The sequence below is a fragment of the Desulfoluna sp. CLI2B genome (genome assembly GCF_056847375.1).
The window spans coordinates 3,223,473-3,248,425 of the sequence record NZ_CP186557.1 but is presented as its reverse complement, the minus strand read 5'-3'; the positions used below and the strand labels follow the sequence as shown (position 1 = coordinate 3,248,425).

Sequence of the window (24,953 nt, the reverse complement as noted above, 5' to 3'; positions counted from 1 at the left end):
CCTTACAGGGCTTCGGCGTCCTTTGCCATGCCTTCGTCCACAATGGACTGGATTTTTTCAAGTATGCGCCTGGCCTCCATTTTCGGCATCAGGGGGCTGACCTCCTTGACCCAGAGCTGCTTGATTTTGATCACCTCGGGGAGCTTCAGCCAGGTGTCCACCTCTTCTTTTGAGGCAAAGGCGACCGAACAGCCGGACGCTCTCTGGGCTGCCACCGTTTCATCAAGCATGGGCTTATAGAGCGTGGCAAAGTGGCGTTTGGAGTTGGCCGAGGCCGTGAGGATGATCTCCTGGAGCTCTTGGGGCAAGCGATTCCACGTGTCGATGTTGATGGTAACATGGAAGGGGACGGGGTTCCAGAATTCTTTGAATACCAGGATGTTGGGTGCCACCGTGTCGAGGCCTACGCGGTGGATGGCGTCGATGTTGGTGTAGATGCCTTCCAGGGCATTGGTCTTCAGGGCCATGTAGGTATCTGCCCAGGGCAGGGAGACGGGGACGGCGCCGACACCTTCCAGAACCTTGAGAAGCCAGCGGCTGGATGCCCGGACTCTGCGGTTCCTGAAATCGCTGAGGGAAGAGACGGGCTCGGTAAAGGCCCCTGCAATGGGAAGCACGGAGTAGGTGTAGACAATTTTCTGGTGGTATTTCAGAAATTCGGCGTTGAGTTGGGGGATGTTGTCGTAGATGGTGTCGTAGACCCACATGCGGTTGGTGTAATCGGCAGGTCCCTGCTGGAACAGGGTAATGGCGCCGTTGACCACCAGGCGGCCGGGGTAATAGTTGATGTTGACGTGCCCCATGTCCACGGTGCCGTCTTTGACCCCTTCCAGGATCTCTTTGTCTTTGAGGTAGGATTGTTCCCAGAAGACCCGGATGTGGATTTTTCCCCGGCCCAGGCGTTCCACTTCATCCACAAAGGCTTTTTCTGCCATGCCGCGCAGACCCACCGGGGCGGTGTTGGTGGCGTAGGTCAGGGTGACGGCCCCTTCCCCGAAGCTGGGGAAAGGGCGCCCCAGGGCCACGGCGAGCAGGATGAGGATACCCGTCGCGACCTGTGTTGTCGTTGGCTTTTTGGCGGTGAAAAAAAGAGGCTTCATCGTTACGGCTCCATGTGGTGGTCATAAACACCCGGCGTCCCACGACCGGGCATTTACTATAGTAGATCCGTATTGTCATCACACCTTCTTTTTCAGGCCCACGGCTGATTTCTATTCCACGGACCCTCAAGGTAGGGGAAATCCACCCCGGGTGTCCATTGGGGAAACCCCTAAAAAGGTTGAGAGATTCCCCTATTTTGCTGATAATATAGATTTTTTATCAAGTTCATCAGTTTTTGCTTGCAATCATTCTCCATTCGGATAATGATTTTTCATGTCATCACATTTTCCATCCCACTGCGCACCCGAATAGTTCCCACGCGCCTTTGCAGGCGCTTCGATGCGAACCGGGCCTGCCAGGGCTCCGTCAGTTACCGGACGGGCCTTTGAAGCAGGCTCCCTGATTTATTCTATCCCACACGTCAAAGAGTTCGTGCCTGAACAGCCCGTGGGCGTTGCCGGTTTGATGCCGGTGCTTGGGTTCGGGTACGGGGTTCGGCCTGCACCGCCGAACGTATCCTGTCGCTTCGCGATGCACTACACTTAGGAGATGAAGACGTGAAATTGAAATTGTATCACAAGATTATCATTGGTCTGGTTGCCGGTTTTTTTGCCGGGATCCTGTTGGGAGACAAAGCTGAATACCTTAAGCCCATCGGGGATATCTTTATTCGATGCCTGCGGCTCATCGTGGTTCCCCTGATCCTCTCCACCCTGGTCACCGGCGTCACCAGCGCCGGGGACCCCAAGAAGATCGGTTCCCTGGGCATCAAGACCGTGACCTACTTCATCGTGACCACCTTTTTTGCCGTTGTCATCGGCCTGGTGGTGGCCAACGGCTTTCAGCCGGGCGCGGGCCTGGCCCTGGGTGAGGTGAGCGAGATCGCAAGGCCCGACAAGGTCTCTCCCATGCAGATGATCGTCAACATGGTTCCCCTGAACCCTGCCGAGGCCCTGGCCAAGGGCAATGTTCTCCAGATCATTATCTTTGCCCTGCTTTTCGGTGGCGCCCTCTCCCTTGCCGGTGACAAGGGCAAGCCCGTGGCCGATTTTTTCGCGGCCCTTGCCGAGGTGATGTTCAAACTCTCCGACATCGTGATCCGCATGGCCCCTTACGGGGTGTTTGCCCTTATTGCCTGGACCTCTGGCAAGTTCGGCCTGGCCATTCTCATGCCCATGGGCAAGCTCATCGTGGCCACCTTGATTGCCAGCGTTCTCCACGTGCTCATTGTCTACACCGGAGCCGTCAAGTTCCTGGCCCGTGTCAGCCCCATCCACTACTTTAAAAAAGTTTTCGAGCCCGCCCTGGTGGGCCTGAGTACCTGCAGCGCGGCCGCGGCCTTCCCCTTTACCATGCGTGCCCAGAAGCAGCTTGGGGTCCCCGAGCGTGTCTCCGGGTTTACCCTGCCCATGGCCCTGACCATCAACATGGACGGCACCGCCTTGTACCAGGCCGTTGGCGCCGTGTTTGTGGCCAATATCTACGGGGTGGATCTCACCATTGCCCAGCAGGCGACCATCGTCATGACCGCGGTGCTGGCCTCCATCGGCACGGCCAGTATCCCGGGCGGCGGCCTCATCATGCTGACCCTGGTCCTTGAATCCGTGGGGCTTCCCCTGGAAGGCATCGCCATTGTGGCGGGCATCGACCGAATCCTCGACATGTTCCGCACCACCACCAACATCTTCGGGGACAACTCCTCCGGTCTTGTTGTGGCAGCCCTTGAAAAGGATCTGGACCGTGAGATCGCGTCCACGCCCCTGAGTGACATGGAGATCGAGGAAGTCTGATAACGGATTCTGATTTCCGGGGTTTCCCAAAAAGCCCTTCGGTGCATGCCGCCGAAGGGCTTTTTTTATGGGGGCTTTTGCTTTGCTTTTACAGCGTCTATCTTTCCGGGTTTATGGTATAATAACACCGTAAGACCACACGCCGTCACATGCTTCATCCGGTCCTGCTTTGTTGACTGGGCTTCTCTCCTTTTTTTTCATGCTCCTTTCCCACAGGTTTCGACCCCTTGTGTGGCCATGAACCGTTCACCGGCCTATCGGGCGGGCCCTTCGCCCCCCGGAGAGGCCGAATGACGACCCGAAAGGAGGGCACATGTACAACAGCAAACAAATTTGCGACAGGATCCGCAGCTTTTACCCGGATTCCGGTGAATGCGACAAAGACCTGCGCATCACCTACAACAAGGAGGAGCATGCCTGGCTGGTGGAGGCTTCGGGGTGGAAACGGCCCATGAAGACCTATGTGGAAGAAGCGGACGTGGATGCCTGCCTGTCTCGCGGCCATTGTGTGGGGCTGAGTTTTCAGGTGGGACAGATGCGGGCAAACGCCGGGGGCGGAAACATCGACGAATCCTGATACCGGGCCTTTTCAGCATGTCCGGGAAGAGACGGTGGGTGGGTCTGAGTGCGGGCCATGACCCCGGACGCAGGATGCCCGGTGAAGGGAGTCCTGCGTCCTTTGGGTCACATTAATGTGACTGTGTCAGGATCTGGCTGAGGAAGAGCTGGGTGCGGTCGTAGGTGGGGTTGGTGAAGAACTCCTGTGGGGGCGCTTCCTCGATGATCTCCCCTGCGTCCATGAAGATGACCCGGTCGGCCACGGTGCGGGCAAACCCCATTTCGTGGGTGACGCAGACCATGGTCATGCCCTCTTCGGCCAACTCGGTCATGACGTCCAGAACCTCCTTGATCATCTCCGGGTCCAGGGCGCTGGTGGGCTCGTCAAAGAGCATGATGCGCGGGTTCATGCACAGGGCCCGCGCAATGGCGGCACGCTGCTGCTGGCCGCCGGAGAGTTGGCCGGGGTACTTGTGGGCCTGGGAATCGATATGAACCCGGGCCAGAAAGTCCATGGCCATTTTTTTTGCCTCTTTTTCCGGCATCTGCCGCACCCAGGTGGGGGCCAGGGTGAGGTTCTCCAGAATGGTTAGGTGGGGAAAGAGGTTGAACCCCTGGAAGACCATGCCCACGTTTTTCCGGATATCGGTGACGTTTTTCAGGTCCCGTGTGAGCTCGGTGCCCTCCACGGTGATGGTGCCCTGCTGGTGTTCTTCCAGGCGGTTGATGCACCGGATCAGGGTGGACTTGCCGGACCCCGAGGGGCCGCAGATGACGATGCGCTCTCCCTTGTGGACGCTCAGGTTGATGTGCTTGAGCACGTGGAAGTGGCCGTACCACTTGTTGAGGTCGTTGATCTCGATGACGACGGGTTGAGTCATGGTAAAAGCCCCTTTGCTACCAGGCGTTGTGTTTTTCAATGGATCGTCCGTACCGGCTGATGGAAAAGCAGATCACCCAGTAGACCAGGGCGCAGAAGACGTAGGCTTCGGCTTCGTAACCGAGCCAGTCCGGGTCCTGGGTGGAGGCTTTGATCATGCCGAGAAAATCGAGCAGGCCCACGATGATGACCAGGGAGGTGTCCTTGAACAGGGCCACGCAGCGCCCGATGATGGACGGGATGACGTGGTGAAGGGCCTGGGGCAGGACAATGAGGCGGGTGGCCTGCCACTTGGTGAGCCCTGTGGAGAGGGCTGCTTCCATCTGGCCGGGGGGAATGGCCTGGAGGCCGCCCCGGATCACTTCGGCGATGTAGGCCGACGAAAAGAGGATCACCCCGATCTGTACCCGGAGGAGGTTGTTGATGGTCACGCCTTCCGGGAGAAAGAGGGGGAGCATCACCGAGGCCATGAAGAGGATGGTGATGAGGGGAACCCCCCGGATGAGTTCGATGAGCCCCACGCACAGGGCTTTCACACCGGCCATTTCGGAGCGTCGCCCCAGGGCCAGGAGCATGCCCAGGGGAAGGGAGATGAGGATGCCCACCACGGCCAGTCCCATGCTGAGCATGAGGCCGCCCCAGAGGGACTGGTCCACAGATGTCAGGCCCATGCCCCCGTTGATGATCCAGAAGACGGGCAGGGGCAGGGAGAACCAGAGGATGGCCAGGGTGCGTGCGCTCACCAGCCTGAAGAGGGTAAGGATCACAACGCCCATGAGAAGCACGAAGGAGGCTACGGGTCTCCAGATATACTCCCCGGGATAAATGCCCACCATGAGCACGCGGAATTTTTCCACCACAAAGGCCCAGCAGGCCCCTTCCCGTGCCGCGCCGCAGGCGGCTTTCGTCACCCAGGACGCTTTGAATATCGCCCAGGAGAGAAGGTCGGGGATGGTGTTAAAGAGCAGGAGAAGGGCCAGGATGGTCAGGACCGTGTTGAGTTTGCCGTTAAACAGGTTCTGACGGATCCAGCCGATGGGCCCGGCCACGTCCAGTGGCGGCGCCTCCGCCGGTCTTGGGGTGAATGTTTTTATCGGTTCAGCTTCTGCGGGTATCATAATCACCACTTCTTTGTTTCTTAAACATGCACATAAACGCGCATTGACAAGTTGGGGCCCGGGGCATTTTTTCCTTAGCCCTTAGCCCTTAGCCCTTAGCCCTTAGCCCTTCAGCCATTAGCCTTTAACCCTTATCTCCCAATCAACTGCACCCTCGCGTTGAGCCAGTTCATGAACAGGGAGATGACCAGGTTAATGCACAGGTAGACGGACATCCACATGACGATGATCTCGATGGCCTGGTCGTTCTGGCCGATGACGGTGCCGCCTACGGAGACCATGTCCGGGTAGCCGATGGCCACGGCAAGGGAGCTGTTTTTCACGAGGCTGGCGTAATCGTTGGTGGTGGCGGGGATGGTAACCCGCAGGGCCTGGGGCAGGATGACCCGGCGCATGATAAGGCCTTCGGGCAGGCCCAGGGCGTGGGCGGCGTCAAGCTGGCCTTTGGCAACGGACTGAATGCCGCTGCGGACGTTTTCTGCGATAAAGGCGGCGGTGTAGAGGACCAGGCCGATGACCAGGGCGCAGAACTCCGGTCGGATGACGGAGCCTCCCCTGAAGTTGAAACCCTTGAGCACCGGCATCTCCAGGCTGGCCGGCAGGCCCAGGAGCAGAGCGGCCACAAGGGGCAGGCCAAAGGTCAGGGCCAGGCCGATGCGGACGGTGGGCAGGGCGCGGCCTGTCTCTTTGCGCCTTTTCGTGGCCTTTCGGTGGACGATGACCGAGGCGATAAGGCCTATGGCAAAGGCGGCGGGGATGAGCCAGAAGCCGCTCTCCGGAATGAGCTTGGGAAAGTAGATCCCCCGGTTGTTGAGGAAAAATCCCATGCCCCAGTGAAGGCTTTGCCTGGGGGAGGGAAGGGCCGCAAGGACCACCCCGTAGGTGAAAAAGAGGATCAGCAGCAGGGGGATGTTGCGAAGCACCTCCACGTAGATCTCGGCGAGCCGCGCCACGAGCCAGTTGCCGGATACCCGTGCCACGCCCACCACCACGCCGATGAGGGTGGCCAGCACGATGCTGACGGCGGAGACATACAGGGTGTTGAGGACCCCGATGAAGAAGGCGTAGCCGTAAGTGTCGGCCGGAGTGTAGGGCAACAGGGCGTCGCTGATGGGCATGCCCGCTTCGTAGGAGAGGAATCCGAAGCCGGAGGCGATGTTCCGGGACGCGAGGTTGGCCTGTGTGTTCACAAAAAGCATATGGCAGAACCAGAGAATCCCCCCCATGACAAGGAGCTGTATGAGGATGGTCCGGCCCTGCGCTTTGGACAGGGAAAGCAGTGGTTGTTTCATGAAAATGACATCTTTGTACGCTGGTGGTGATAACGATGGACGGGCAACGGAGAGCCTGGCTCTTCCGAAACCTGCAAGCCTCCGATGAACCGACACCGGAGGCTTGGGTGGTCAAGGGCTTGTCTTTGCCTTGACCCTGGGGCCGGGACAGGTCGGCAAGGGCCGGAAAAGGGAAAAACCCTTCACCGGCCCTTGATTTCTGTCGCGGACGCTGCGTTGTCAGGTGCAGATGCGCACCGGACTTATCGGATGGGCATGGCGTACTGCAGCCCGCCTCGCAGCCAGAGGTTGTTCACGCCCCTGGGGATGTCCAGGGGGGTACCGGGGCCGAAGTGGCGGTTGTAGATCTCGCCGTAGTTGCCCACGGCTTTGATGGCGCGGACCAGCCACTCTTTGTCGAGGCCGAGGTAGCTGCCCGTGTCCCCTGAGGTGCCCAGCATGCGCTTGACAACGGGGTTCTGGGAGGTGGCCTTGATCTTGTCCACGTTGGCGGCGGTGATGCCGTTCTCTTCGGCGGCCACAAGGCCGTTGATGACCCAGGTCACGATGTCTTTCCACTGGTTGTCCCCGTGGCGGACCAGGGGAGCCAGGGGCTCTTTGGAGATGACCTCAGGCAGGATGGAGTGGGCCTTGGGGTCTTTTAAGGTGGAGCGCAGGGAGGCCAGCTGGCTGATGTCGGTGGTGAAGCAGTCACAGCGGCCGGAGGCGTAAGCGTTGAGGGCTTCCTTTTTGCCGTCGAAGACCACGGCTTCCACCTTGATGCCGTTGGCGCGGGCAAAGTCGGCGAGGTTGAGTTCGGTGGTGGTGCCTGCGGTGACGCAGACCGATGCGCCATCAAGCTCCCGGGCGGACCTGACGCCGAGTTTGTTGGGGATCAGAAAACCCTGGCCGTCGTAGAAGACGACGTGGGTGAAGTCAACGCCCTGTTTGCCGTCCCGCTTGAGGGTCCAGGTGGTGGTGCGGCTGGTCAGGTCCACCTGACCGGAGGAGACTGCCACGATTTTCTGCTTGGAAGCCAGGGGCACGAATTTGACCTTGGTGGGGTCCCCCAGGACAGCTGCGGCCACGGCGCGGGCCATGTCCACGTCAAAGCCCACCCAGGTGCCGGTGGAGTCGGGAATGGAGAAGCCGGGAACGCCTTCGCTGATGCCGCAGGTCAAGATGCCTTTGGCTTTCACATCTTCCAGGGTGCCTGCGAACACGGAGGCCGACATCATCAGAACAAAAGAAATGATCGAAAAGAGTAGAGCTGTTTTTTTCATAACACGATCCCCAATAAGTGAATAAATAGTTCGAACCTGACACCGATAGTAGATATGGGAACAGCCCCTTAAATTCAATCCTAAATTAGGTTTTGAGTCATAATGTTCCTTTAAAAGCCGGGGAAGTGCGCTTGATGTTCCTTGAAAGGGAAGGTACTTGGCGTACCATTGGCGGGTCTGTTCGGGAGTACTGACTAGTTGTTCCGGTGACGCAAATGAGGGCGGGATCATGTGTGGAAGTCCGGGCCGTTTGTACGGGCCGTGAACCATTTTCATGTTCACGAAAACCAAAAAATAGGGTAAAGAGTTTAGACTGTCGAAGATTCCCAAGCAAACCGAAACAGCCGTTGGTGCGGCCCTGCTTCGTGTGGGGTGCATGCAGAAAATAGCGGCCCCCTGTGTCGCAGGAGGGGTGTTTTGCGGGGCGTCATAACCAATCCATCCTCATTAGGTAGGGTGCCTCACTTCGGTGAGGAAGAGAAGAATGCAGGTGTGAAATGGCTGACTACGATAAGTCTCCGTATGGCTGGAGTGAGGGCGACGGTGTCTCCCTCTACAACAAGATCAAAGAAGATCTCAAGACAGCTATGAAAACAAAGGACACCGCTGCCCGGGACACGTTCCGTCTGATTATGGGGGAGTTCCCCAAGCTGACGGTTGCCATCACCCTTGAGAGTGGCAAGAAGACCACCCGGGTGAAGAATCCCGATGAGATCACCGACGAGGACCTCCAAAACATCATCCGCAGCCTTGTTAAGTCGGAGAAGACGGTGCTGGAGGTCAAAGGTGAGGCCACCTCGGCCTACCTTGAGCTTCTTCAGAGATACCTTCCCCGCATGGCCGATGAGGCCGAAATCAAGGCATGGATCGACGCCAACGTCGATTTTTCATCCCTGAAAAGCCCCATGCAGGCCATGGGGCAGGTGATGAAGCATTTCGGCAAGCTGGCCGACGGCAATCAGGTAAAGGAGATTCTCAAGGAGATGTGCTAAATGAGAGAAAAGGTCACAGAGGTGATGCAGCGGATTGCCTTTCTGGAGAAGGACCTGGATCTCCAGAAGCACATCCTGCGTGCCTTGCCTGCCGATGAAGAGGCCCAGGGCCGGGAGGTCCTTTCGGCCATTGCCGAGATCAAGGGGAAGATCGATGCCTGTCGCCAGGAGATCAAGGCCCTGGATCCCGAGGAATACGATCGGATGATTCGGTTTGAGGGGGCTGCTGCGGCGTTTAAAAAGGCCGCCGAGGGTCGTGAGTTTGTCTCCGTCATCGATCTCAACACCCACGTGGAATGCCGTATCGAGACCGTGGATGGCTCGTCCATCGATTGCCTGGTCAAGGCCCGCGACACCACCGGAGAGTGGCTCATCATGACCGTGGACGGCGACGTCATGACCCTGGGGGCGGATCAGGTTCCGGAAGAAGGGGCCTAAGGCGGTTTTTTGGAGCACACGAATCGGGCGTCACCGACGGATTTGCCGGTGACGCCGATTGACGATGCCGTGGTGCGCCCCGCCATTGGGGGGCGGTGCCGTATGGAATCCGTCTGTGCGGGCGTTTAGTAATGGGGCGGCTTCTCGTTGGAAGGGGCGCGCTCCATGCGGGTGTCTGCGATCTGAGACACCTTGTCCAGAAGGAATTCCACCGCGTTTTTAAGCCGGTCGATCTCCCGCTGCTGCTCAATGACCACGCTGTTGAGCTCGTCAATGGTGTGCTCCTGAAAGGCCAGTTTGGTCTCGATGTCCATCAACCGATCCTCACTCATGATCGCCCCCTTTCATTTTGAGTTTTTTGCAAACCATAAGGTATGTTTCCCGCCTCGTTTGAGCCGTGCCTTGACGCGGACTTCCTCCACGGCAAGGCCGCACCCTTTGAGTCGCTTGGTAAAAACCGGGTCGGCGTGGGCCGACCAGACCCCCAGCACGCCGCCGGGAACCAGATGCCGTTTGGCAGAGAGAATCCCTGCTTTGCTGTAAAGGCTGTCGTTTTCGCTTCGGGTGAGGCCGTCCGGGCCGTTGTCCACGTCAAGGAGGATGGCGTCCCATGGGCCTTTTTCTTTGATGGCGTCAGCCACATCTCCCACAAACACAGAGGCCCGTGGATCGTTTAAGGGGTGTCCGGCCAGGTGGCCGTAATGGTCCCGGTTCCAGTCCACCACCTCGGGCACCAGCTCCGCCACGGTAACGGCGGCATCGCTTCCCGCATGGTCCAGGGCCGCTCGCAGGGTGTAGCCCATGCCGAGGCCGCCCACGAGAATCCGGCATCCGTCGCAGGCGCCAAGGCGGTTTATGGCCTCCCGGGCCAGGACCTCCTCGGAACCGTGTGCACGGCTGTTCATCAGTTCGTATCCGTCGGTGCGGATGGAGAACTCATCCTGCCGCCTTGTCAACCGAAGGGTGTCGCCCCCCGGTACGTCAGCCTCTCCCAGAAACTCCCAGGGGATCATTGTACGTGTCCTTTGTCTTCCTGCCTGCGGTGTGGCGCAATGGCAGGAAATAAAACCAATTACGGTAAAAATAGCCTTCGGCCATGGGTGACGGGCCTTCCGGCCTCTGTGGTGTTCCATCCGGGATGTCAGGATATCACAGGGACGGGGTCAGGAAAACAACCTCAAGAAGGTGTCGCCCACTGCCATGGGCTTCGGGCAAAGGTCTTCTTTTACAGGGAGGCGGCAAAAATGACAAATGATTTCATGGGACGCACGGTTTGCGTGCCCTGTTTTTGAGGCCTGGGGGCCTGATTCCGGAAGAATGCCTGAAACGTACCCCGTATATTCACCTTGACAAGCGGATCGGTTCACCCCTAGTCTTGACATGGCTCTCTCCTTCTCCTGCAACCTGTGTTTCGCAGACCTCTTCACCAGCCTTCTCCCGCCGGACTCGCTCCGGTGACAGCCCGTCTTCCAGCTTCAATGACAATCATGGACCCCTTTTTTGCGATGATAAGGAGACGTGTATGGACAAGATCCGTTTTGACGACCAGGTGGTGGTGATCACCGGGGCCGGCTCCGGCATCGGTCGGGCCTATGCCCATGCCTTTGCGTCCCGGGGAGCCCGGGTGGTGGTCAATGACCTCGGAGGAAACCGGGACGGCACGGGAAAGGCGCATGAAGCCGCAGACAAGGTAGTGAGCGAATTGGCGCAGTACGGGGGCGGCGCCCGTTCCTCGGACCTTACCAACTCGGTGGCCAGCGCCCGTGGCGGCGAACGGATCATCGCCACGGCCGAGGACGCCTTCGGCCGGGTGGACGTCCTTGTAAACAACGCGGGTGTTTTACGGGACAAGAGCCTTTTGAAGATGACCGAGGAAGACTGGGAGCTTGTGGTGGATGTCCACCTCAAGGGGGCCTTTTGCGTGACGCGCCCTGCCTTTGCCCTGATGAAAAAGAACGGGTACGGCCGGATCATCAACACCACCTCGGGCTCGGGCCTTTACGGCAACTTCGGTCAGTCCGCCTACATGGCGGCCAAGATGGGGGTGGTGGGGTTGATGCACAGCGTGGTGGCCGAAGGGAGCAAGCACAACATTCTCTGCAACGCCATTTCTCCGGTGGCGGCATCCCGCATGACCGACGACGTGATGCCCCCCGAGATCCTTACCAAGCTGAAGCCCGAGTTCATCGCCCCCCTGGTGCTCTACCTGGCCTCCCAGGAGAACCGGGAGACGGGGATGATTTTTAACTGCGCGGCGGGCTGGTTCAGCCGCACCGCCATCTGCTGTGCCCCGGGGATCTGTCTCGGCGATGCGGAGCGTCCCATCACCCCGGAAGAGATCCACGCCAACTGGGAAGGCATCACCTCCCTTGAGAATGCCGCTCCCCTGGGCTCCGTGGTGGATTCGTTCCGGTTCATGGCATCGCTTTTTTAAAATACGATCTCCAGGATGAGATTGGCGAAGCCCTCGTTGTCCCGGACCTTGTATCCGGCCTCCACCGGCCGCACGACAATGACGCTGCCGTCCGGGGAAGGAGCCGCAGAGCCCGGATAGTTCACCAAATCTTTGGTTTTTTTACAGCAACCTTTCGCAATAATAGTCTATAACTCCGATCGGTCGTTTTCTCGTAGAATATCCGGGCCAGGGCTCCGAGTTTGACACCTCGCACCGGTCGGGGTATACTGATTTCATGGAATAACGCAGTGTTCTGTCCCATCTCCGGCGATTTCGGTACCGGATTTCCTTCCCATGTTTTTCTCCTTGCCCCTTCCGCATCAGGTCTCATTGGTTTCCCCTTAATACAGACGAACGATGCTTGTTGATTCACCGGGAACACTGGATGATCAATGCCTCGGAAACGCCCGGCAAGGGCGCGATCCGATCCAGGGGGTGCCATGGAAGATATGTATACGATCCAAGATGAAAAACGGGTGGTCACGTTAAAGGGGCGACGCTCCGGAAGCGAGCGCCGCAACACGGGCTCGGAACCTCAGGCCAGTGAGGCGCCGTCGGACCGCAGAAAGGGGCTTGAGAGGCGACACCGGCGGGTGCTCTCCTCCAGGGAGGTCCTGTTCGAGCGCATCAGCAGCCTCACCAACGGCATTGCCCTCCTGGCCGTGGGGCTCTTTTTTCTCCTTACCGGGCTCACCTTTCTACCCGTGGTCGGGCTCTTTGTGGGTGGCTACATCATCTACAAGAGCTTTGCCGTCATGGCCGAGGTGCTGCACAAGGTGCAGTAGGGGGCACGGTGTCGGAGGGCTTTTCCCTTGAAGGAGAGCCTTCGGTCTCGTATGTAGGGGAGGGCAGCCTGAAACGTGGGGTTCAAGGCCGCCCGCCAACCCCAACCGAGAGACGTGAGACGTTCCGTGAACCCAGAAAAAAATCAGGGATCCTTCCTGATCCGAGTGGCCTTTTTTTTCCTTTTTCTCCTCTTTTTCATGGTGATCCATTCCGTGGGCTCCGTGTGTGTCGCCCTTGCGCCCGTTCCCAAGGTGGTGCGTCTGGTGCTGCACATGGCAGGGGAGGTGGTGAATCTCGTTTTTTTTGCCTTCAGCCTCTTTCTTGCCCGGGAGGCCGGCATCGCTTTTGTTCAGGAGCGGTGCTTCTTTTTTGAGGCCATGGGTGTGGCGTTCAAGCGAAGCTTCCGGCTTCTGCCGTTTGTCAACGCCCGGGAACCGCTTTCCGAAAAGCCACATCCCATGGATTCCACCGAGGTGCCGGTGAATACCCTGAGCAGCCGGACACGCTTTGATTGATGCCTGTCCCCGGGAACCGGTGCCATAGAAAATCCCGGCGGCAGCCGTCATGAATCTCCTTGAAATCAGCACGGGAATCGACTACACCTTCCCTTCACCTGCCCCACAGGCCCGGGCTTTTGTTTGCCGGCGCCGGGAACCGTGGGAGCCGCCCGGGGGATGAGCCGCCGGACATGCATGCCCGAAAGGGGAAAAGGTTGGTCTGGCGATGCGCCGTGATGTGAAATCAAATATTGTCAAACTCTATGTGATCAAGATCTCCAAGTGGCTGATGCTCACCGTGCCCATTGTGTTTCTCTTTTACCGGGAGAACGGGCTGGGCACCCGGGACCTTTTTCTGCTCAAGGCGGCATACTCCTTTGCCGTGGTGCTGATGGAGATTCCCTCGGGATACTTCGGGGATATCTGGGGGCGTAAGGTCTCTTTGGTCATCGGCAGCGTCATGGGGGCCGTTGGTTTCGGCCTGTACAGCGTGTCTTCCGGGTTTTGGGGTTTCCTTGCCTGCGAGATGATCCTCGGGGTGGGCCAGAGCTTTATCTCGGGGTCGGATTCCGCCCTTCTTTACGACACCCTGGAAGAGCAGGGGCTGGGCAATACCTACCTGAAAGAAGAGGGCCGCCTGGTCTCCATCGGCAACTACGCCGAAGCCATCGCCGCTCCCATCGGGGTTGGGCTTGCAGCCTTAAGCCTTCGGACTCCTTTTTATTTCCAGGCAGTGGTGGCCTTTTCCGCGGTGCCCGCGTCCCTGCTCCTTTTTGAGCCCCAGCGGCGACGGGTCATTCAAAAGGGAAATTTTACCCAGATTTTTCAGATTATCCGCTATGCCCTAACCCGGAACACGGGCCTTAAGTGGCGCATCGTCTATTCGTCCGTTATCGGTACGGCCACCCTCACCATGGCCTGGCTGATCCAGCCCTATTTCGTGCACCTGTCCGTTCCCCTGGCCCTCTACGGGTTGTTTCTCCCTGCCCTGAACCTGACCACCGGCTTTGTCTCCATGACGTGGAAAGGCCTGGGCAGGCCGGCTGGGGCGGGACCTAACCGTCTTGCTCATCGCCTTTTGCATCGGGTCAGGCTATCTTTGCCTCAGTCTGTTCTCCACCATCTGGGCCGTGGCGTTTCTTTACCTTTTTTATATGGTCCGCGGGGTGGCCACCCCGGTGCTTCGAAACTACATCAACGAGTCCACCCCTTCGGAGATCCGGGCCACGGTCCTGTCCATCCGAAGCCTCATCATTCGCCTCTCCTTTGTGGCCGTTGGGCCGTTTCTGGGATGGTATGCCGATGGGTACGGTATGTCCGCTACCCTGCTGGTGGGCGGGACGGTGTTTCTTGCCGCCGGGCTCTGGACAGGCCTGCAGCTCCGCAAGGAGGCCCCGGGTAATGCCGTTGAGCCCTTTCTTGCCGATGACGGTGTGCTGCCGCCGTCCCGGTGAACGAGACGATTTGCACGGCCTTGGAAAAAGGGTGGAGTGATCTTGGTCATACCGTTTTTGGTCGAAATGAGTTATAAAAAATGGTCTTATTTTTATGAATGAAACATGAGGAAAGGTCTTCCCCCCCATGGAATCACAGAAATTGACCGGCATCGCCATTCGACTCCTGGCCCTTTTCTATGCCGTCAAAGCATTTTTCGCCATTCCCGGTGTCGTGGGCAATTACTTTATGTCTAAGGATGCCCTGCGGATGCTCCCCGGAGACGAGGCCTTTGCCATGGCCGCCCGGGTGAGTGCCTTTGCCCAGCTCAATGCGTTTCTGCCCTTTGTGATGCTTCTTTTTTCAGGGGTGCTCCTTGCCAAGGCAGATACCCTGGCGCAGGCCTTCAACCCCGTGCCCTTTGAGCTGCCGTCGGCCCCTGAAGTCACCCCCGCGGCCCTTGTGAAGGGGGCCTTGTTTCTCCTGGGGCTCGTGGGTATCGGCTTCTCCTTTCATTACCTGGCGGCCTTTGGATCCACCTGGGCGGTGTACGGAAGCAAGGTGGCTCTTTTGGAGACCTCGGCCAAGGTTCGCCTTTGGTCCGGGTGCGTGACCGGAGGGCTTTATCTGGCCTGCGGCGTGGGACTGCTCCGGTATGCAGGGGTTATTGCGCGCCGGGTGTTTCCCGTGGGCACATGAGTCGGTCCCCGTGGCAGGGCCGACGTGGCAAGGTTATTCAATACGGTAGGTTCCCTTCGACCCAAGGGATGATGACGAAAACGAGGGTGTGTATGAAAAAACGACGAATTCTGCTGATCTGTGTTCTGTGCCTTTTCTGGGCCCAGGGGAGCCTGGCTGGCACCCCGGCACCGGCGGACAAGGATGGCTTTCCCGGCGGGTACAGCCAGGAACGGTTCCTCACGGACAAAGCCAAGGCGGATAAAGGCGATGCCGGGGCTCAGTTCGTGATGGGCTACCTTTACCATCGCCAGGTGGTTGATTTTGTGAAGGCAGACAGCTCCAAAGCGTTTGCCTGGTACCAGAAAGCCGCCCTTCAGGGGCACCTCCAGGCCTGTCAGATGCTGGGCCTCATGTACCAGAAAGGGGACGGCACCAAGGCAGACCCGGAAGCGGCCAAGCGCTACTATCAATATGCCGCGGATCGTGGGCTGGCCGAAGCCCGCTACGGCCTGGGCCTGCTCTACGCCGAAGGGGTGGGTGTTCCCCGTGACGAGGAGCTGGCGATTTTCTGGTTCAAAAAGGCGTCCCGGCAGAATTTTTCCCCGGCCTGTGTTGCCCTCGGCGTGATGTACGCAGGGGGACGGGGCGTGAGCAAGAACATGGAGGCGGCCTTCAACTGGTTTCTGCGATCGGCGGAGCTCGGCAACAGCGAAGGCATGTTGAGGGTGGCGGGGATGTACCGCACCGGCATCGGGGTTCCCCAGGACATCGGGATTGCCATCCGCTGGCTGGAGGAGGCCCTCAAGGTGAAGACCCGGTCCTCCCTGCTTGCCACCAACGATTTGGCCTGGATTCTGGCCACCTGCCCGGACGTGACCTACCGGGACAGCAAGCGGGCCCTGGAACTTGCCGAACACCTCGTGGCCTCGGGCGCGACCCAGCCCAGCGCCCTGGATACCCTGGCAGCGGCCTACGCCGCCAACGGCATGTACGAAAAAGCCATCCATGTTCAGGAGGATGCCATCAAGAAGCTCGATGAAACCGGTGAAAAGGAGCTGGAGGCCCCCTTGCGGGAGCGGCTGGAGCTTTACAAGGCAGGAAAAGCCTGGGTGGAACCGCTGAAAAACGTAACCCAGGCGGAAAAAAAGTAACGGGAAGGCCAGACAATCGCGGCCCTGTTTTCACTGAGGCCATGCAAAAGCCCCGGGTTCATCGAACCCGGGGCTTTGTTGTTTTCTGGGGCGGTGGGCTTACAGCGCCAGCTTTTCTTCCTGAAAGTCCGTGAACTCCAGGACAATGTCCTGAAAGGCCTGCTCGGCGGCCAGGAAGGCATCCACCACCTCGGGGGCAAACTGGGTGCCGCGTCCCCCCTTGATGATCTCCACGGCCACCCCGTGGGAGAAGGCCGGCTTGTAGCTCCGGTAGGTCACCAGGGCGTCGTAAACGTCTGCCAGGGCCATGAGGCGTGCGGCAATGGGGATCTCCTCTCCGGTGAGACCGTCGGGGTAGCCGCTGCCGTCCCAGCGTTCGTGGTGGCATCCGGTGATGTCGCAGGCAATGTCCAGAAAGGGGGCCGACAGGCCCAGGAGAGTCTGTGCGTTGCGAAGGGCATCGCGTCCGTGGAGCGTGTGGCGTTTAACCCGTTCGTACTCCTCATCGGTGAGTTTGCCGGGTTTCAGGAGCAGGCTGTCCGAGACCCCGGCTTTGCCCAGGTCGTGCAGGGGCGCGGCCCGGAACATCATCTCAATGGTGTCCGGGGTCAGGATCTCCCTGTAGCCGGCGGTCTGGCTCAGCTCCTGGGCCAGGACCTTGACGAAGCGGGAGGTGCGCCGGATGTGATTGACGGATTCGTTGTTCCGCGTTTCCGCAAGGGACCCCATGGCCAGGAGAACGACGTCCCTGACGGCGGTGAGTTCGCGGATCCCTTCGGTGTCCTCCTGGGCCGGTGACTCTTCAAGGGACCTGAGGACAAGGACCGGGACGTTTTGGTCGGCCCCGCTGTTTTTGAGTTGTTGGCTGATCTCCCTGGCCTCGGCATCGGCCGAGCGGGTGTCCAGGAGGATCAGATCCGGGGGGGCGGCGGACCCCGCGAGCTGCAGTGCCGCCTCACTGGATGTGACGGTGCGGGTGGTGCATGTGTCCTTGAGCAACCCCAGGAGCCGCTGGGTGGTTTCGGGCATGTCATCAACAATCAACACGGTTTTTTTCTCCATCATGGCGTGTCCTCCCGGGAAAGGATTGATGCGTTAAAAAAACAACCTGTGCGTGAGATCGTCTTGCGACAACTTTGATAATATCATTCTGAATTCAAAGGATAAAGGAAAAGCATGCATCCGGTGGGCGACGGCCCGGGGGTGTTGACAGCCGACGACGGCGTCGAACCTGGGCCGCCGGGTTTTCAGGCGGTCATGGAAAAGGAACGCTGGGCCTCGAGGAGAAGCCCTTCGGCGGTGCCCGGCATGCCCGGAGGGAGCATGCCGATACCCGCCTCCAGGGAGAGGTTGAAGCGGAAGGCGTTGAACACAAAGTCCCGCTGGGTGATGGCATCGGTAAACCGGTGGGAGATACGCGGGACCTCCGGGTCGGTGATGCCGCTCAAGAGGACGGCAAAGGTGGCGTTGTCGAAGCGGGCGGCCAAATCGTCGGAGCGGGTCATGTCCCCCAGCAGGCTCCCCACGATGCCCAGGACCATGTCGCCGGCCTCGGTGCCGTACGTGGCGATAACCTCTTCGAAACTGGTGAGGTGAAGCAGCAGCAGGGCGAGTCCCTGGCCCATGCGGTGGGCACGCTTGACCTCCCGGTGAAGGAGGTTTTCAAAGCACTGGCGGGTGTAAAGGCCCGTGCAGGGGTCTCGCAGGGAGGCTTCGTCGGCCCGGTCCATGGCCGCCAGGGTGGAGCCTGAGACCACGGTGTCCAGGGCGCGGTGAAGCAGGGTACGGATGAGGTCCGGGGTGATGCTGGCGCGATCCAGCACCTCCAGGGCGCCCTGGCGGATGAGGCGTGAGACGGTGAGCTCGTCGGTTCCTTCGGTGATGATGACAAAAAGCGGTCGCTGGGCAGGGGGGGTGAGGTTCCGGGCCAGGTCCTCGGCAGCGCCGTCCGGTAAGGGGCGGGAGATGAACAGGAGGTCCCGGCTGTTTTTTTCCAGGGCTTCTTTGGCCCCCCTGGTGTCCTCCACACAGGTGACGTCCAGGCGGTCCAGGGTGTTGAGGGCCTTCACCAGCGGAGAGCCTTCACGGCCGTCCCTGCCCACCACGAGAATCCGGATGGTCTGGTCCAGGTCGATGATGGAGGAGACCCCGGGATACTCCCGGGTGTCGTCCACCTGGAGGGTCTGGATTTTGCGGATGATCCCTGCGATGCGGCGTCCGGACTCCTCGATGCGCTCCATGTAAAGGGGCAGCTTGTCCGGGGCCTCCCTGTGGATGTTCATAAGCTGGATGTTTCCCTGGAGGGCCATGAGGGGCTGGCTCAGTTCGTGGGCCATGGCCCCGGCCATCTGCAGCAGCACCTTCAGGCGCTCTTCCCGGAGCTTTTTCTTCTGATGGACCTGGATCTGGGAGTTGGCCTCCTTCAGGGTATCCACGGTCTCGGAGAGTTCCCGGGTGGTGGCCAGGAGGGATTGCTGGTACTGGTGCAGCTCCAGGAAGACGTTGACCTTGCGGACGAGGGTTTCCGGGTCCAGGGGCTTGGAGAGGTAATCCACAGCCCCGGCGTCGTAGCCCTTGAAGATGTGCTGGGTATCGGTGTTGATGGCGGTGACAAAGATGATGGGGATGCGGCAGGTGTCCGGGTTGCCGCGGATGAGCTCGGCGGTCTCAAAACCGTCCATCTCCGGCATCTGTACATCCATGAGGATCAGCGCCACCGGGTGGTCCAGCAACAGCCCCAGGGCTTCGTTGCCCGATGTGGCGGTGAGGATGGTGAGGTGGGGACGGGCCAGCACATGTTTGAGGGCGAGGAGGTTCTCCTCCAGGTCGTCCACCAGCAGAATCTGTTGGGTTGCATGGTTCATCATGGGGTAATCACTCCGGTTGCGTCGATGCCGGGGGCATGGCCCGGCGACATCGCAGGCTCACTGCAAGGGGTCGCAGGGGACGGTGTCTCATTTTTCTGGTAAATCTTCTCCTTGCCAGCCACCGGGACCATGCGATCGGCCCAGGAGGTGATGCTCATGGATTCACCGGTTCCCAGGCAGAAGAATCCGTCCGGGGCCAGGCTGTCGAAGAAGGTGCCGATGACCCGGTTGCGCAGCGGGGGGCTGAAGTAGATCAGGACGTTGCGGCAGAGGATCAGGTCCATCTCTCCAAAATGGCTGTCGGAGACCAGGTTGTGGTCGGAAAAGCGGATGGTGTCTTTGATGGCCCGGTTCATGATGACGTTGTCGTACCGGGCCGTGTAGTGGTCCACCAGGCAGCCGCACCCCCCGGAGAGCAGGTGGTTTCGTGTGTACGTGCGGATGCTTTCGATGGGGTAGATCCCCTCCCTGGCCGTGCGCAGGACCCGCTCGTTAAAATCCGTGGCGTAGATGCGGAAGCGGCCGGCAAGCCCCTCTTCCTGAAGGAGGATGGCCATGGAGTAGGCCTCCTCTCCCGTGGCGCACCCCGCCACCCAGACCCGGATAAAGGGGCGCTCTGCGAGCTTGGGCACCACGTGTTCCCGAAGGGCTTTGAAAAAGTGAGGGTCCCGGAACATCTCGGTGACGTTGATGGAGAGGTCGGCCAGCACGGTTTCAAAAAAAGACCGGTCGTTCAACACCCGGTACTGCATTTCAGAAAAACAGGTGAGTCCCGATCGCTTCAGGCGGCTTTTCAATCGCCTGCACAGGGAGCCTGCGGCGTATTGCTGAAAATCGTAGCCGTACTTCCGGTGGATGGCGTACAGCAGGCACGCCATTTCAATGGCCTCGTTGTCGGTGAGGGACGGAGCCGTTGCCATGGGGTCCCCTTTACACATAGAGCCAGACCCGGAGCATGGAGAGAAGTTTGTCCGGGTCCACGGGCTTGGGCATGTAGTCGTTGGCCCCAGCTTCGATGCTTGCCGTGCGGTCTTCGGCCATGGCCTTGGCCGTCAGGGCGATGATGGGCAGCTCCTTGTGTTCGGCGTCTTTTCGAATGGCCCGAATGGCCTGGTAGCCGTCCATTTCCGGCATCATGATGTCCATAAGGACAAGATCCACATCCGGGGTCTCCTTAAGGCGGGTCAAGCCTTCCCGGCCATTTCGTCCCACCACCACATCCATCCCTTTTTCATGGAGAAGCCGCTTGAGGGCAAAGACGTTTCGCATGTCGTCATCCACGATGAGGACCTTGCGGCCGCTGAGGATCGACTCTTTGTCGTGGCACAGGGGGCGGTCCTGGTTCATGGGTCTCGGCAGGGTGGATTCCACCCCGTGGAGGAAGAGGGTGGCCTCGTCCAGGTTTCGGTGCATGGTCTCAAGGCCCGCATCCCCGGCGGGATGTTCTCCATCCTGGGCAGTTACGGAGCCCGAGGCCGTAGCCCGGTGGGTTGCGTCGATTTCAGAGAGCACTTCGTGCAGGTGCTCCAGGCTCACCGGTTTGGCGTGGAATCCGGCGACCCCCATGTCCATGGCTTTTCCCTTCTGGTCCCTGGAGGAGATGACGTGCACGGGGATGGCGGAGGTCACCGGGTTGGTTTTGAGCCGGTCGAAGACGTCCCATCCGTTCATGCGGGGAAGGGTGATGTCGAGGATGATGGCCGTGGGGCAGAAAAAGTCGGCAAAGTGAAGGCCTGTCTCCCCCTCTTCGGTGACCAGGGTGTCGAAGCCCTTTTCCCGGGCCAGCTTGACGAGAAGGGAAGCAAAGGTCACATCATCTTCGATGATGAGCAGGGATTTGTCCCCTGGCTTGGGCTGCGTTGCAGCGGCCTTTTCAGAAGGCCCCTCAAAGGGCGCGGGTGCCGTGGCTCCCCTGGCGGGAATGGTCGCAGGGGTGATGGGGGAAACCTTTGTGGCCCCGGTGCAGGGAAGCAAGAGGGTAAAGCAGCTGCCGACTCCCTGCTCGCTGGAGAGGTGGAGAGATCCCCCCAGGAGGCCGGAGAGCTCCCGGGAGATGGTCAGGCCGAGGCCGGTTCCGTAATACTGTTTGCTTTCGGTGCCGTCCACCTGGCAGAAGGCCTCGAACACATGGGCGTGCTTCTCTTTGGGGATGCCGATGCCCGTATCGGTGACGCGGAAGGCCAGGGCCGAGTGGGCAGGCAGGCTTGTGCCGGACGGGAGCTCCTGGGGGGAGGGGATGGTGATGCCGAGGCTCACCGAGCCTGTGTCCGTGAACTTCAGGGCGTTGGTCAGAAGGTTCTTGAGGATCTGTTCCAGCCTCTGGCGGTCGGTCTCAACGGTATCGGGCACATCCGGGGCAAGGCTCAGGGTAAAGGCGAGGCCTTTTTCTTCGGCCAGGGGCTGGAACATGCGCCGAAGGCTCTCCACCAGGGCGGACAGGGGCGTGGGGGAGAGGGTCACGGTCATGCCGCCCGCTTCGATTTTGGAGAGGTCCAGAATCTCGTTGATGAGGGTCAGGAGCTGAGAGCCGGAGGAGTGAATGGTTCCGGCAAACTCCACCTGGTCGTCGGTGAGGTTTCGCTCCGTGTTCTCTTCCATCATGCGTGAGAGCAGCAGGATGCTGTTCAAGGGGGTTCTGAGTTCGTGGGAGATGGTGGCCAGGAACTGGGACTTGTAGCTGTAGGAGAGTTCAAGGTCCTTGGCCTTCTGGCGGATCAGAACCCCGGCCTCCTCGAGCTCTATGTTTTTCTTTTTGATGCTCTCCTTTTGCTCTTCCAGCTGCTGGGTCTGCTCTTCGAGTTCCTGGTTGATCTGCTGGAGTGTCTCCTGCTGGAGTTCGAGCTCTTCGGCCTGTTTGCGCGTCTGGTGCAGCAGGGCTTCGGTGCGGATGCGTCCCTGGGTGGAGTCCACGGCCACGGCGATCTGCTTGTTCATGAGGTCGAGGAACCTCAGGTCCTGGCGGGAAAAGGGGCCCAGGCCCGCCAGTTCCACCACACACAGGCTTTTTTCGTTGTGGAGGCAGGGCTGAATGACCACTTCACAGGGGTATGCATCCAGAAGCCCGGAGTGGATGGGCAGGTAATCTGCGGGCACATCGGTGATGCGCAGCCGGCTGCCGGAAACAGCCGCCTCCCCCACAAGGCCTTCGCCCAGGGGGATGGGGGGAGCTTCACCGTCGGGGGCAGCCCCGGCAAATCCGCCGATGCAGATGAGAACGCCTTCGTCCACGAGATAGATCCGTCCGGCCTGGGCATCTAAGTAGTTGGACAGGAAGTGGATGATCTGTCTGCCGAGCTCCTCCATGGAGAGGTCCCCCTGGATGCGCCTGTGGAATTCGCTCTGGCCGATGCTGAGCCAGTTCTGACGCTGGATTTTTTTCCGGGACCGGGAGAGCTCCTCGTTGACGCTGTGGAGGTGGTCCCTCTGTTTTTCCAGCACCTCGTGCTGTTTCTGGAGCTCCTCACGCACCCGTTCATGTTCTTCGATTTCCCGGGTGAGCACCTGGTTGGTCCGGGTCAGCTCCTCTTCGTTGGACTCCAGGCGCTTTTTGCTGACCGTGGTCTCAGCAAGGCGTTTTGTCATGTGGTTGAAGTCCTGCATGAGCTCACCGATGTCCCCGGAGGCGTTGTTGTCCAGCCGGATGGTGAAATCGCCGTTGCGGATCTGGTGGGTGGCGTGTTTGAGCTGGTTCACGGCGCGGGAGAAGTAGGCGCTTGCCCAGTTGGCCAGGGCAAGGACCACCGGAAGCCCCAGGAGCATGCAGAAGAGGATAAATCGCTTGAAGGTGCTGAGAAGATGCTGGGCCCGGTTAATGAAGTAGAGGGCCGTACCCTTGGACGTCTTCCGGGTTTCCAGAAATGAGGGGGCCAACTCGTCCATGTTGATGACCGTTGCCACGGCCATGGGCAGGCCGTCAGCCGTGGTGCGCATCACCGGGGCGATGAAGGTGAACTTGCGGCGTGTCTGACCCGACTCCTCCTTCCAGGAAAAGTAGCCCGAGGCGTATTTTCCCCCGAGGCTTGAGGAGATGATGGAGAAAAATTCATCGGAGGCTTCGTCGATGTGTGCAACGGAGGTGTTCTCCAGGTCCTTGATCGGGTGGAAGAGGGTGGTGCCTTCCCGGGTGTCGATGAGGGTGGTGTAGCCGTTTTTTTCAATGGGCTGAAGGGCAATGCTCCGGAACCGGGGATCCTTCTGGAGATCGCCCAGGCTGAGGGTGGGACGCAGCTCCAGGTAGAGTTCGATCTGGAGGGCCACGTCCATGGATTTTTGACGGACGCTTTTGGCCAGTGTGTCGGTGAGGAGCTGCTCGCGTTGCTGTTGCAGATCTCCCAGGCCCTTTTGGATGGTCTCGTTCGTCCGTTGGGGAAGGTCCCGGGTGATGAGGGTAATGGCAATGCCGAAGATGGCAATGGGCAGGATGCCTGCGATGAAGGTGATGGCCATCAGCCTGGAGCTGTATTTTTTGGGAAACAACTGGATCATGTATTTTGCAGCCTTCGGGGACCGGGGGGGCCCAGTCGGTGAGGTTATTCGTAAATGTTGTCGGCCATCAGGATCGCGTTGCGATGGATGGGGATGCTCAGGTCTCTGGCTTTTTTCAGGTTGATGGTGAGTTCATGGAGCTGGGGGCTTTGCGGGTGAATGGAGCCCGCGCTGAGCCCGGCGAGGATTTTTTCCACCGGGCTTTTGATCTGTTTGCCGGTCTCTGCAAAATTGCAGTGGACGGCCATGAGGGTAAAGCCCTGTTTGACCTGTTCCCCGCCCACGCCGATGAGGGGGGTCCCGTCCTTGTCGGTGACGGCGGTGATGCGGCGCATGTTGGAGGGAAGGTTGAGGATGGCGTCGGCCGGGATATAGATGGCGTCCGTGGTGCCGGACAGCTCTTCGGCCCGTGCGGCCAGGGTGTCCAGATCAGATTTTTCAATGGCCACCTTGACCACCTCCCAGCCCAGGGAGCCTGCAGCCGCGGCCGCTTCGTGAGCCGTGGCCGTTGCGGCAAGGGTTTCGGAGCAATAGAGGATCCCCAGGCGAGAGAGCCCGGGCATGATCTGCTGGGCGGAAAGGAGCTGGATGCGGGCCGGAACCCGCATGCTGACGCCGGTGAGGTTGGGGCCGAAGCCCGTGGTGTCCGGGATGATGCCCGTTGCGTCCGGGGCCGCCACCAGTGTGTAGACAATGGGAAGGTCGGGGGCCTCCTCCATGGCAAGGAGGGTGCCTGCGGTGCCCAGGGTGATCAGAAGGTCCACCTTCTGGCGTTTGAACTCCCGGATGGCAGACAGGGCCATTTCCCGGCTCTGTTCGGCGTTGTGGATGGTGAGGGTGAGATTCTCTCCGTTTTTGAGCCCGATGGAGGCCAGGCCCGACTGGACTCCCTCCCTGGCGAGGCGGAACGGGGGAACCTGTTCGGTCCACTGCAGGACACCGATGTGGGGACCTTTGCGTCTTTCCAGGTCAATGACGCCTCCGGAGACGACAACCAGGGCAAGGATGACAGCGGTCAGGTAGATCAGATGTTTGTTCACGCACACTCCAGAACATGGGCCGGTCGGGTCCCAATGTCCCGGTGGCCTCGCAAAAAGTCGATGAAACGGTGTTGATACGCTGCGTGCCGTGACTTGGCCTGCGTGCAGCGTACACAATTTTGTCAA

23 protein-coding genes and 1 pseudogene are annotated in these 24,953 nt (G+C 59.7%); 11 read left to right on the top strand and 13 right to left on the bottom strand.

The annotated features are described in order from the left end of the window. Window positions 1–2: 2 nt before the first annotated feature. Window positions 3–1,100 carry a TRAP transporter substrate-binding protein DctP gene (dctP, locus tag ACOYW2_RS15270; RefSeq protein ID WP_482767021.1) on the bottom strand — a complete coding sequence of 366 codons (1,098 nt, stop codon included), beginning with the start codon at window positions 1,098–1,100 and terminating at the stop codon, window positions 3–5. 558 nt (window positions 1,101–1,658) lie between these two features. Here dctP and ACOYW2_RS15265 point away from each other — a divergent pair. Further along, on the top strand, window positions 1,659–2,891 hold the full coding sequence (locus ACOYW2_RS15265) for a dicarboxylate/amino acid:cation symporter (protein ID WP_482415616.1): 1,233 nt from the start codon (window positions 1,659–1,661) through the stop codon (window positions 2,889–2,891). Between the two features lie 313 nt (window positions 2,892–3,204). Next, window positions 3,205–3,468, top strand: coding sequence for a hypothetical protein (locus ACOYW2_RS15260; protein WP_482415617.1), 264 nt, complete (start codon window positions 3,205–3,207; stop codon window positions 3,466–3,468). 112 nt (window positions 3,469–3,580) lie between these two features. Here ACOYW2_RS15260 and ACOYW2_RS15255 read toward each other — a convergent pair whose 3' ends face one another. The 4 genes from ACOYW2_RS15255 to ACOYW2_RS15240 form a co-directional block, all read right to left on the bottom strand. Further along, window positions 3,581–4,330, bottom strand: coding sequence for an amino acid ABC transporter ATP-binding protein (locus ACOYW2_RS15255; protein WP_482415618.1), 750 nt, complete (start codon window positions 4,328–4,330; stop codon window positions 3,581–3,583). A 16-nt stretch (window positions 4,331–4,346) separates the two neighbouring features. Then, window positions 4,347–5,447 (bottom strand): amino acid ABC transporter permease, encoded by a 1,101-nt coding sequence (locus ACOYW2_RS15250; protein WP_482767020.1) that lies wholly within the window; start codon window positions 5,445–5,447, stop codon window positions 4,347–4,349. A gap of 131 nt (window positions 5,448–5,578) precedes the next feature. After that, window positions 5,579–6,739 (bottom strand): amino acid ABC transporter permease, encoded by a 1,161-nt coding sequence (locus ACOYW2_RS15245; protein WP_482767019.1) that lies wholly within the window; start codon window positions 6,737–6,739, stop codon window positions 5,579–5,581. Window positions 6,740–6,981: 242 nt separating this feature from the next. Continuing rightward, on the bottom strand, window positions 6,982–7,941 hold the full coding sequence (locus tag ACOYW2_RS15240) for an amino acid ABC transporter substrate-binding protein (protein ID WP_482767018.1): 960 nt from the start codon (window positions 7,939–7,941) through the stop codon (window positions 6,982–6,984). Window positions 7,942–8,498: 557 nt separating this feature from the next. On the opposite strand from ACOYW2_RS15240, the gene ACOYW2_RS15235 reads away from it, so the two are divergent. Both ACOYW2_RS15235 and ACOYW2_RS15230 read left to right on the top strand, forming a co-directional pair. Continuing rightward, window positions 8,499–8,993: a GatB/YqeY domain-containing protein gene (locus tag ACOYW2_RS15235; protein ID WP_482415621.1), complete on the top strand. Its 495-nt coding sequence runs from the start codon at window positions 8,499–8,501 to the stop codon at window positions 8,991–8,993. After that, complete coding sequence (locus ACOYW2_RS15230; protein ID WP_482415622.1) at window positions 8,994–9,431, top strand: hypothetical protein; 438 nt, start codon at window positions 8,994–8,996, stop codon at window positions 9,429–9,431. Window positions 9,432–9,556: 125 nt separating this feature from the next. Here ACOYW2_RS15230 and ACOYW2_RS15225 read toward each other — a convergent pair whose 3' ends face one another. Together ACOYW2_RS15225 and ACOYW2_RS15220 are read right to left on the bottom strand one after the other, a co-directional pair. Then, complete coding sequence (locus ACOYW2_RS15225) at window positions 9,557–9,763, bottom strand: SlyX family protein (protein ID WP_180143182.1); 207 nt, start codon at window positions 9,761–9,763, stop codon at window positions 9,557–9,559. 12 nt (window positions 9,764–9,775) lie between these two features. Continuing rightward, window positions 9,776–10,444, bottom strand: coding sequence for a spermidine synthase (locus ACOYW2_RS15220; RefSeq protein WP_482767017.1), 669 nt, complete (start codon window positions 10,442–10,444; stop codon window positions 9,776–9,778). Between the two features lie 509 nt (window positions 10,445–10,953). On the opposite strand from ACOYW2_RS15220, the gene ACOYW2_RS15215 reads away from it, so the two are divergent. Further along, on the top strand, window positions 10,954–11,865 hold the full coding sequence (locus ACOYW2_RS15215; RefSeq protein ID WP_482767016.1) for an SDR family oxidoreductase: 912 nt from the start codon (window positions 10,954–10,956) through the stop codon (window positions 11,863–11,865). Here the strand turns inward: ACOYW2_RS15215 and ACOYW2_RS15210 are convergent. After that, a complete protein-coding gene (locus ACOYW2_RS15210) occupies window positions 11,862–11,990 on the bottom strand; it encodes a hypothetical protein (protein WP_482767015.1) in 129 nt (42 codons plus the stop codon). The genes ACOYW2_RS15215 and ACOYW2_RS15210 overlap by 4 nt on opposite strands. A 336-nt stretch (window positions 11,991–12,326) precedes the next feature. On the opposite strand from ACOYW2_RS15210, the gene ACOYW2_RS15205 reads away from it, so the two are divergent. The 6 genes and pseudogenes from ACOYW2_RS15205 (at window position 12,327) to ACOYW2_RS15180 (ending at window position 16,435) form a co-directional block, all read left to right on the top strand. Continuing rightward, window positions 12,327–12,671 (top strand): hypothetical protein, encoded by a 345-nt coding sequence (locus ACOYW2_RS15205; protein ID WP_482767014.1) that lies wholly within the window; start codon window positions 12,327–12,329, stop codon window positions 12,669–12,671. A 126-nt stretch (window positions 12,672–12,797) separates the two neighbouring features. Further along, window positions 12,798–13,187, top strand: coding sequence for a hypothetical protein (locus ACOYW2_RS15200; RefSeq protein WP_482418895.1), 390 nt, complete (start codon window positions 12,798–12,800; stop codon window positions 13,185–13,187). Between the two features lie 208 nt (window positions 13,188–13,395). Beyond that, window positions 13,396–14,181: pseudogene (locus tag ACOYW2_RS15195) on the top strand (MFS transporter); the annotation flags it as partial. A 52-nt stretch (window positions 14,182–14,233) separates the two neighbouring features. Continuing rightward, the gene (locus ACOYW2_RS15190; protein ID WP_482771034.1) at window positions 14,234–14,623 is read left to right on the top strand and encodes a hypothetical protein; all 390 of its coding nucleotides are present in this window, start codon (window positions 14,234–14,236) and stop codon (window positions 14,621–14,623) included. Between the two features lie 127 nt (window positions 14,624–14,750). After that, window positions 14,751–15,302, top strand: a complete 552-nt coding sequence (locus tag ACOYW2_RS15185) for a hypothetical protein (protein WP_482418893.1) — start codon at window positions 14,751–14,753, stop codon at window positions 15,300–15,302. A gap of 92 nt (window positions 15,303–15,394) precedes the next feature. Continuing rightward, window positions 15,395–16,435: a tetratricopeptide repeat protein gene (locus ACOYW2_RS15180; protein WP_482767013.1), complete on the top strand. Its 1,041-nt coding sequence runs from the start codon at window positions 15,395–15,397 to the stop codon at window positions 16,433–16,435. A gap of 99 nt (window positions 16,436–16,534) precedes the next feature. Here the strand turns inward: ACOYW2_RS15180 and ACOYW2_RS15175 are convergent, their stop codons facing one another. The 5 genes from ACOYW2_RS15175 to ACOYW2_RS15155 all read right to left on the bottom strand — a co-directional run bounded on the left by ACOYW2_RS15175 (window position 16,535) and on the right by ACOYW2_RS15155 (window position 24,827). Then, window positions 16,535–17,500 carry an HD-GYP domain-containing protein gene (locus tag ACOYW2_RS15175; RefSeq protein WP_482767012.1) on the bottom strand — a complete coding sequence of 322 codons (966 nt, stop codon included), beginning with the start codon at window positions 17,498–17,500 and terminating at the stop codon, window positions 16,535–16,537. A 182-nt stretch (window positions 17,501–17,682) separates the two neighbouring features. Next, complete coding sequence (locus ACOYW2_RS15170) at window positions 17,683–19,302, bottom strand: response regulator (RefSeq protein ID WP_482415632.1); 1,620 nt, start codon at window positions 19,300–19,302, stop codon at window positions 17,683–17,685. After that, complete coding sequence (locus ACOYW2_RS15165) at window positions 19,299–20,222, bottom strand: CheR family methyltransferase (RefSeq protein ID WP_482415633.1); 924 nt, start codon at window positions 20,220–20,222, stop codon at window positions 19,299–19,301. The genes ACOYW2_RS15170 and ACOYW2_RS15165 overlap by 4 nt, the downstream gene beginning before the upstream one ends. A gap of 10 nt (window positions 20,223–20,232) precedes the next feature. Then, on the bottom strand, window positions 20,233–23,787 hold the full coding sequence (locus tag ACOYW2_RS15160) for a response regulator (RefSeq protein ID WP_482767011.1): 3,555 nt from the start codon (window positions 23,785–23,787) through the stop codon (window positions 20,233–20,235). A gap of 44 nt (window positions 23,788–23,831) precedes the next feature. Beyond that, window positions 23,832–24,827 carry an ABC transporter substrate-binding protein gene (locus tag ACOYW2_RS15155; RefSeq protein WP_482767010.1) on the bottom strand — a complete coding sequence of 332 codons (996 nt, stop codon included), beginning with the start codon at window positions 24,825–24,827 and terminating at the stop codon, window positions 23,832–23,834. Between the last annotated feature and the right edge of the window lie 126 nt (window positions 24,828–24,953).

Coding starts and splice junctions, on each gene's coding strand:
- dctP (WP_482767021.1), bottom strand. CDS start 1,100: ATGAAGCCTCTTTTTTTCACCGCCAAAAAGCCAACGACAACACAGGTC.
- ACOYW2_RS15260 (WP_482415617.1), top strand. CDS start 3,205: ATGTACAACAGCAAACAAATTTGCGACAGGATCCGCAGCTTTTACCCG.
- ACOYW2_RS15255 (WP_482415618.1), bottom strand. CDS start 4,330: ATGACTCAACCCGTCGTCATCGAGATCAACGACCTCAACAAGTGGTAC.
- ACOYW2_RS15250 (WP_482767020.1), bottom strand. CDS start 5,447: ATGATACCCGCAGAAGCTGAACCGATAAAAACATTCACCCCAAGACCG.
- ACOYW2_RS15245 (WP_482767019.1), bottom strand. CDS start 6,739: ATGAAACAACCACTGCTTTCCCTGTCCAAAGCGCAGGGCCGGACCATC.
- ACOYW2_RS15235 (WP_482415621.1), top strand. CDS start 8,499: ATGGCTGACTACGATAAGTCTCCGTATGGCTGGAGTGAGGGCGACGGT.
- ACOYW2_RS15230 (WP_482415622.1), top strand. CDS start 8,994: ATGAGAGAAAAGGTCACAGAGGTGATGCAGCGGATTGCCTTTCTGGAG.
- ACOYW2_RS15225 (WP_180143182.1), bottom strand. CDS start 9,763: ATGAGTGAGGATCGGTTGATGGACATCGAGACCAAACTGGCCTTTCAG.
- ACOYW2_RS15220 (WP_482767017.1), bottom strand. CDS start 10,444: ATGATCCCCTGGGAGTTTCTGGGAGAGGCTGACGTACCGGGGGGCGAC.
- ACOYW2_RS15215 (WP_482767016.1), top strand. CDS start 10,954: ATGGACAAGATCCGTTTTGACGACCAGGTGGTGGTGATCACCGGGGCC.
- ACOYW2_RS15205 (WP_482767014.1), top strand. CDS start 12,327: ATGGAAGATATGTATACGATCCAAGATGAAAAACGGGTGGTCACGTTA.
- ACOYW2_RS15185 (WP_482418893.1), top strand. CDS start 14,751: ATGGAATCACAGAAATTGACCGGCATCGCCATTCGACTCCTGGCCCTT.
- ACOYW2_RS15180 (WP_482767013.1), top strand. CDS start 15,395: ATGAAAAAACGACGAATTCTGCTGATCTGTGTTCTGTGCCTTTTCTGG.
- ACOYW2_RS15175 (WP_482767012.1), bottom strand. CDS start 17,500: ATGATGGAGAAAAAAACCGTGTTGATTGTTGATGACATGCCCGAAACC.
- ACOYW2_RS15170 (WP_482415632.1), bottom strand. CDS start 19,302: ATGATGAACCATGCAACCCAACAGATTCTGCTGGTGGACGACCTGGAG.
- ACOYW2_RS15165 (WP_482415633.1), bottom strand. CDS start 20,222: ATGGCAACGGCTCCGTCCCTCACCGACAACGAGGCCATTGAAATGGCG.
- ACOYW2_RS15160 (WP_482767011.1), bottom strand. CDS start 23,787: ATGATCCAGTTGTTTCCCAAAAAATACAGCTCCAGGCTGATGGCCATC.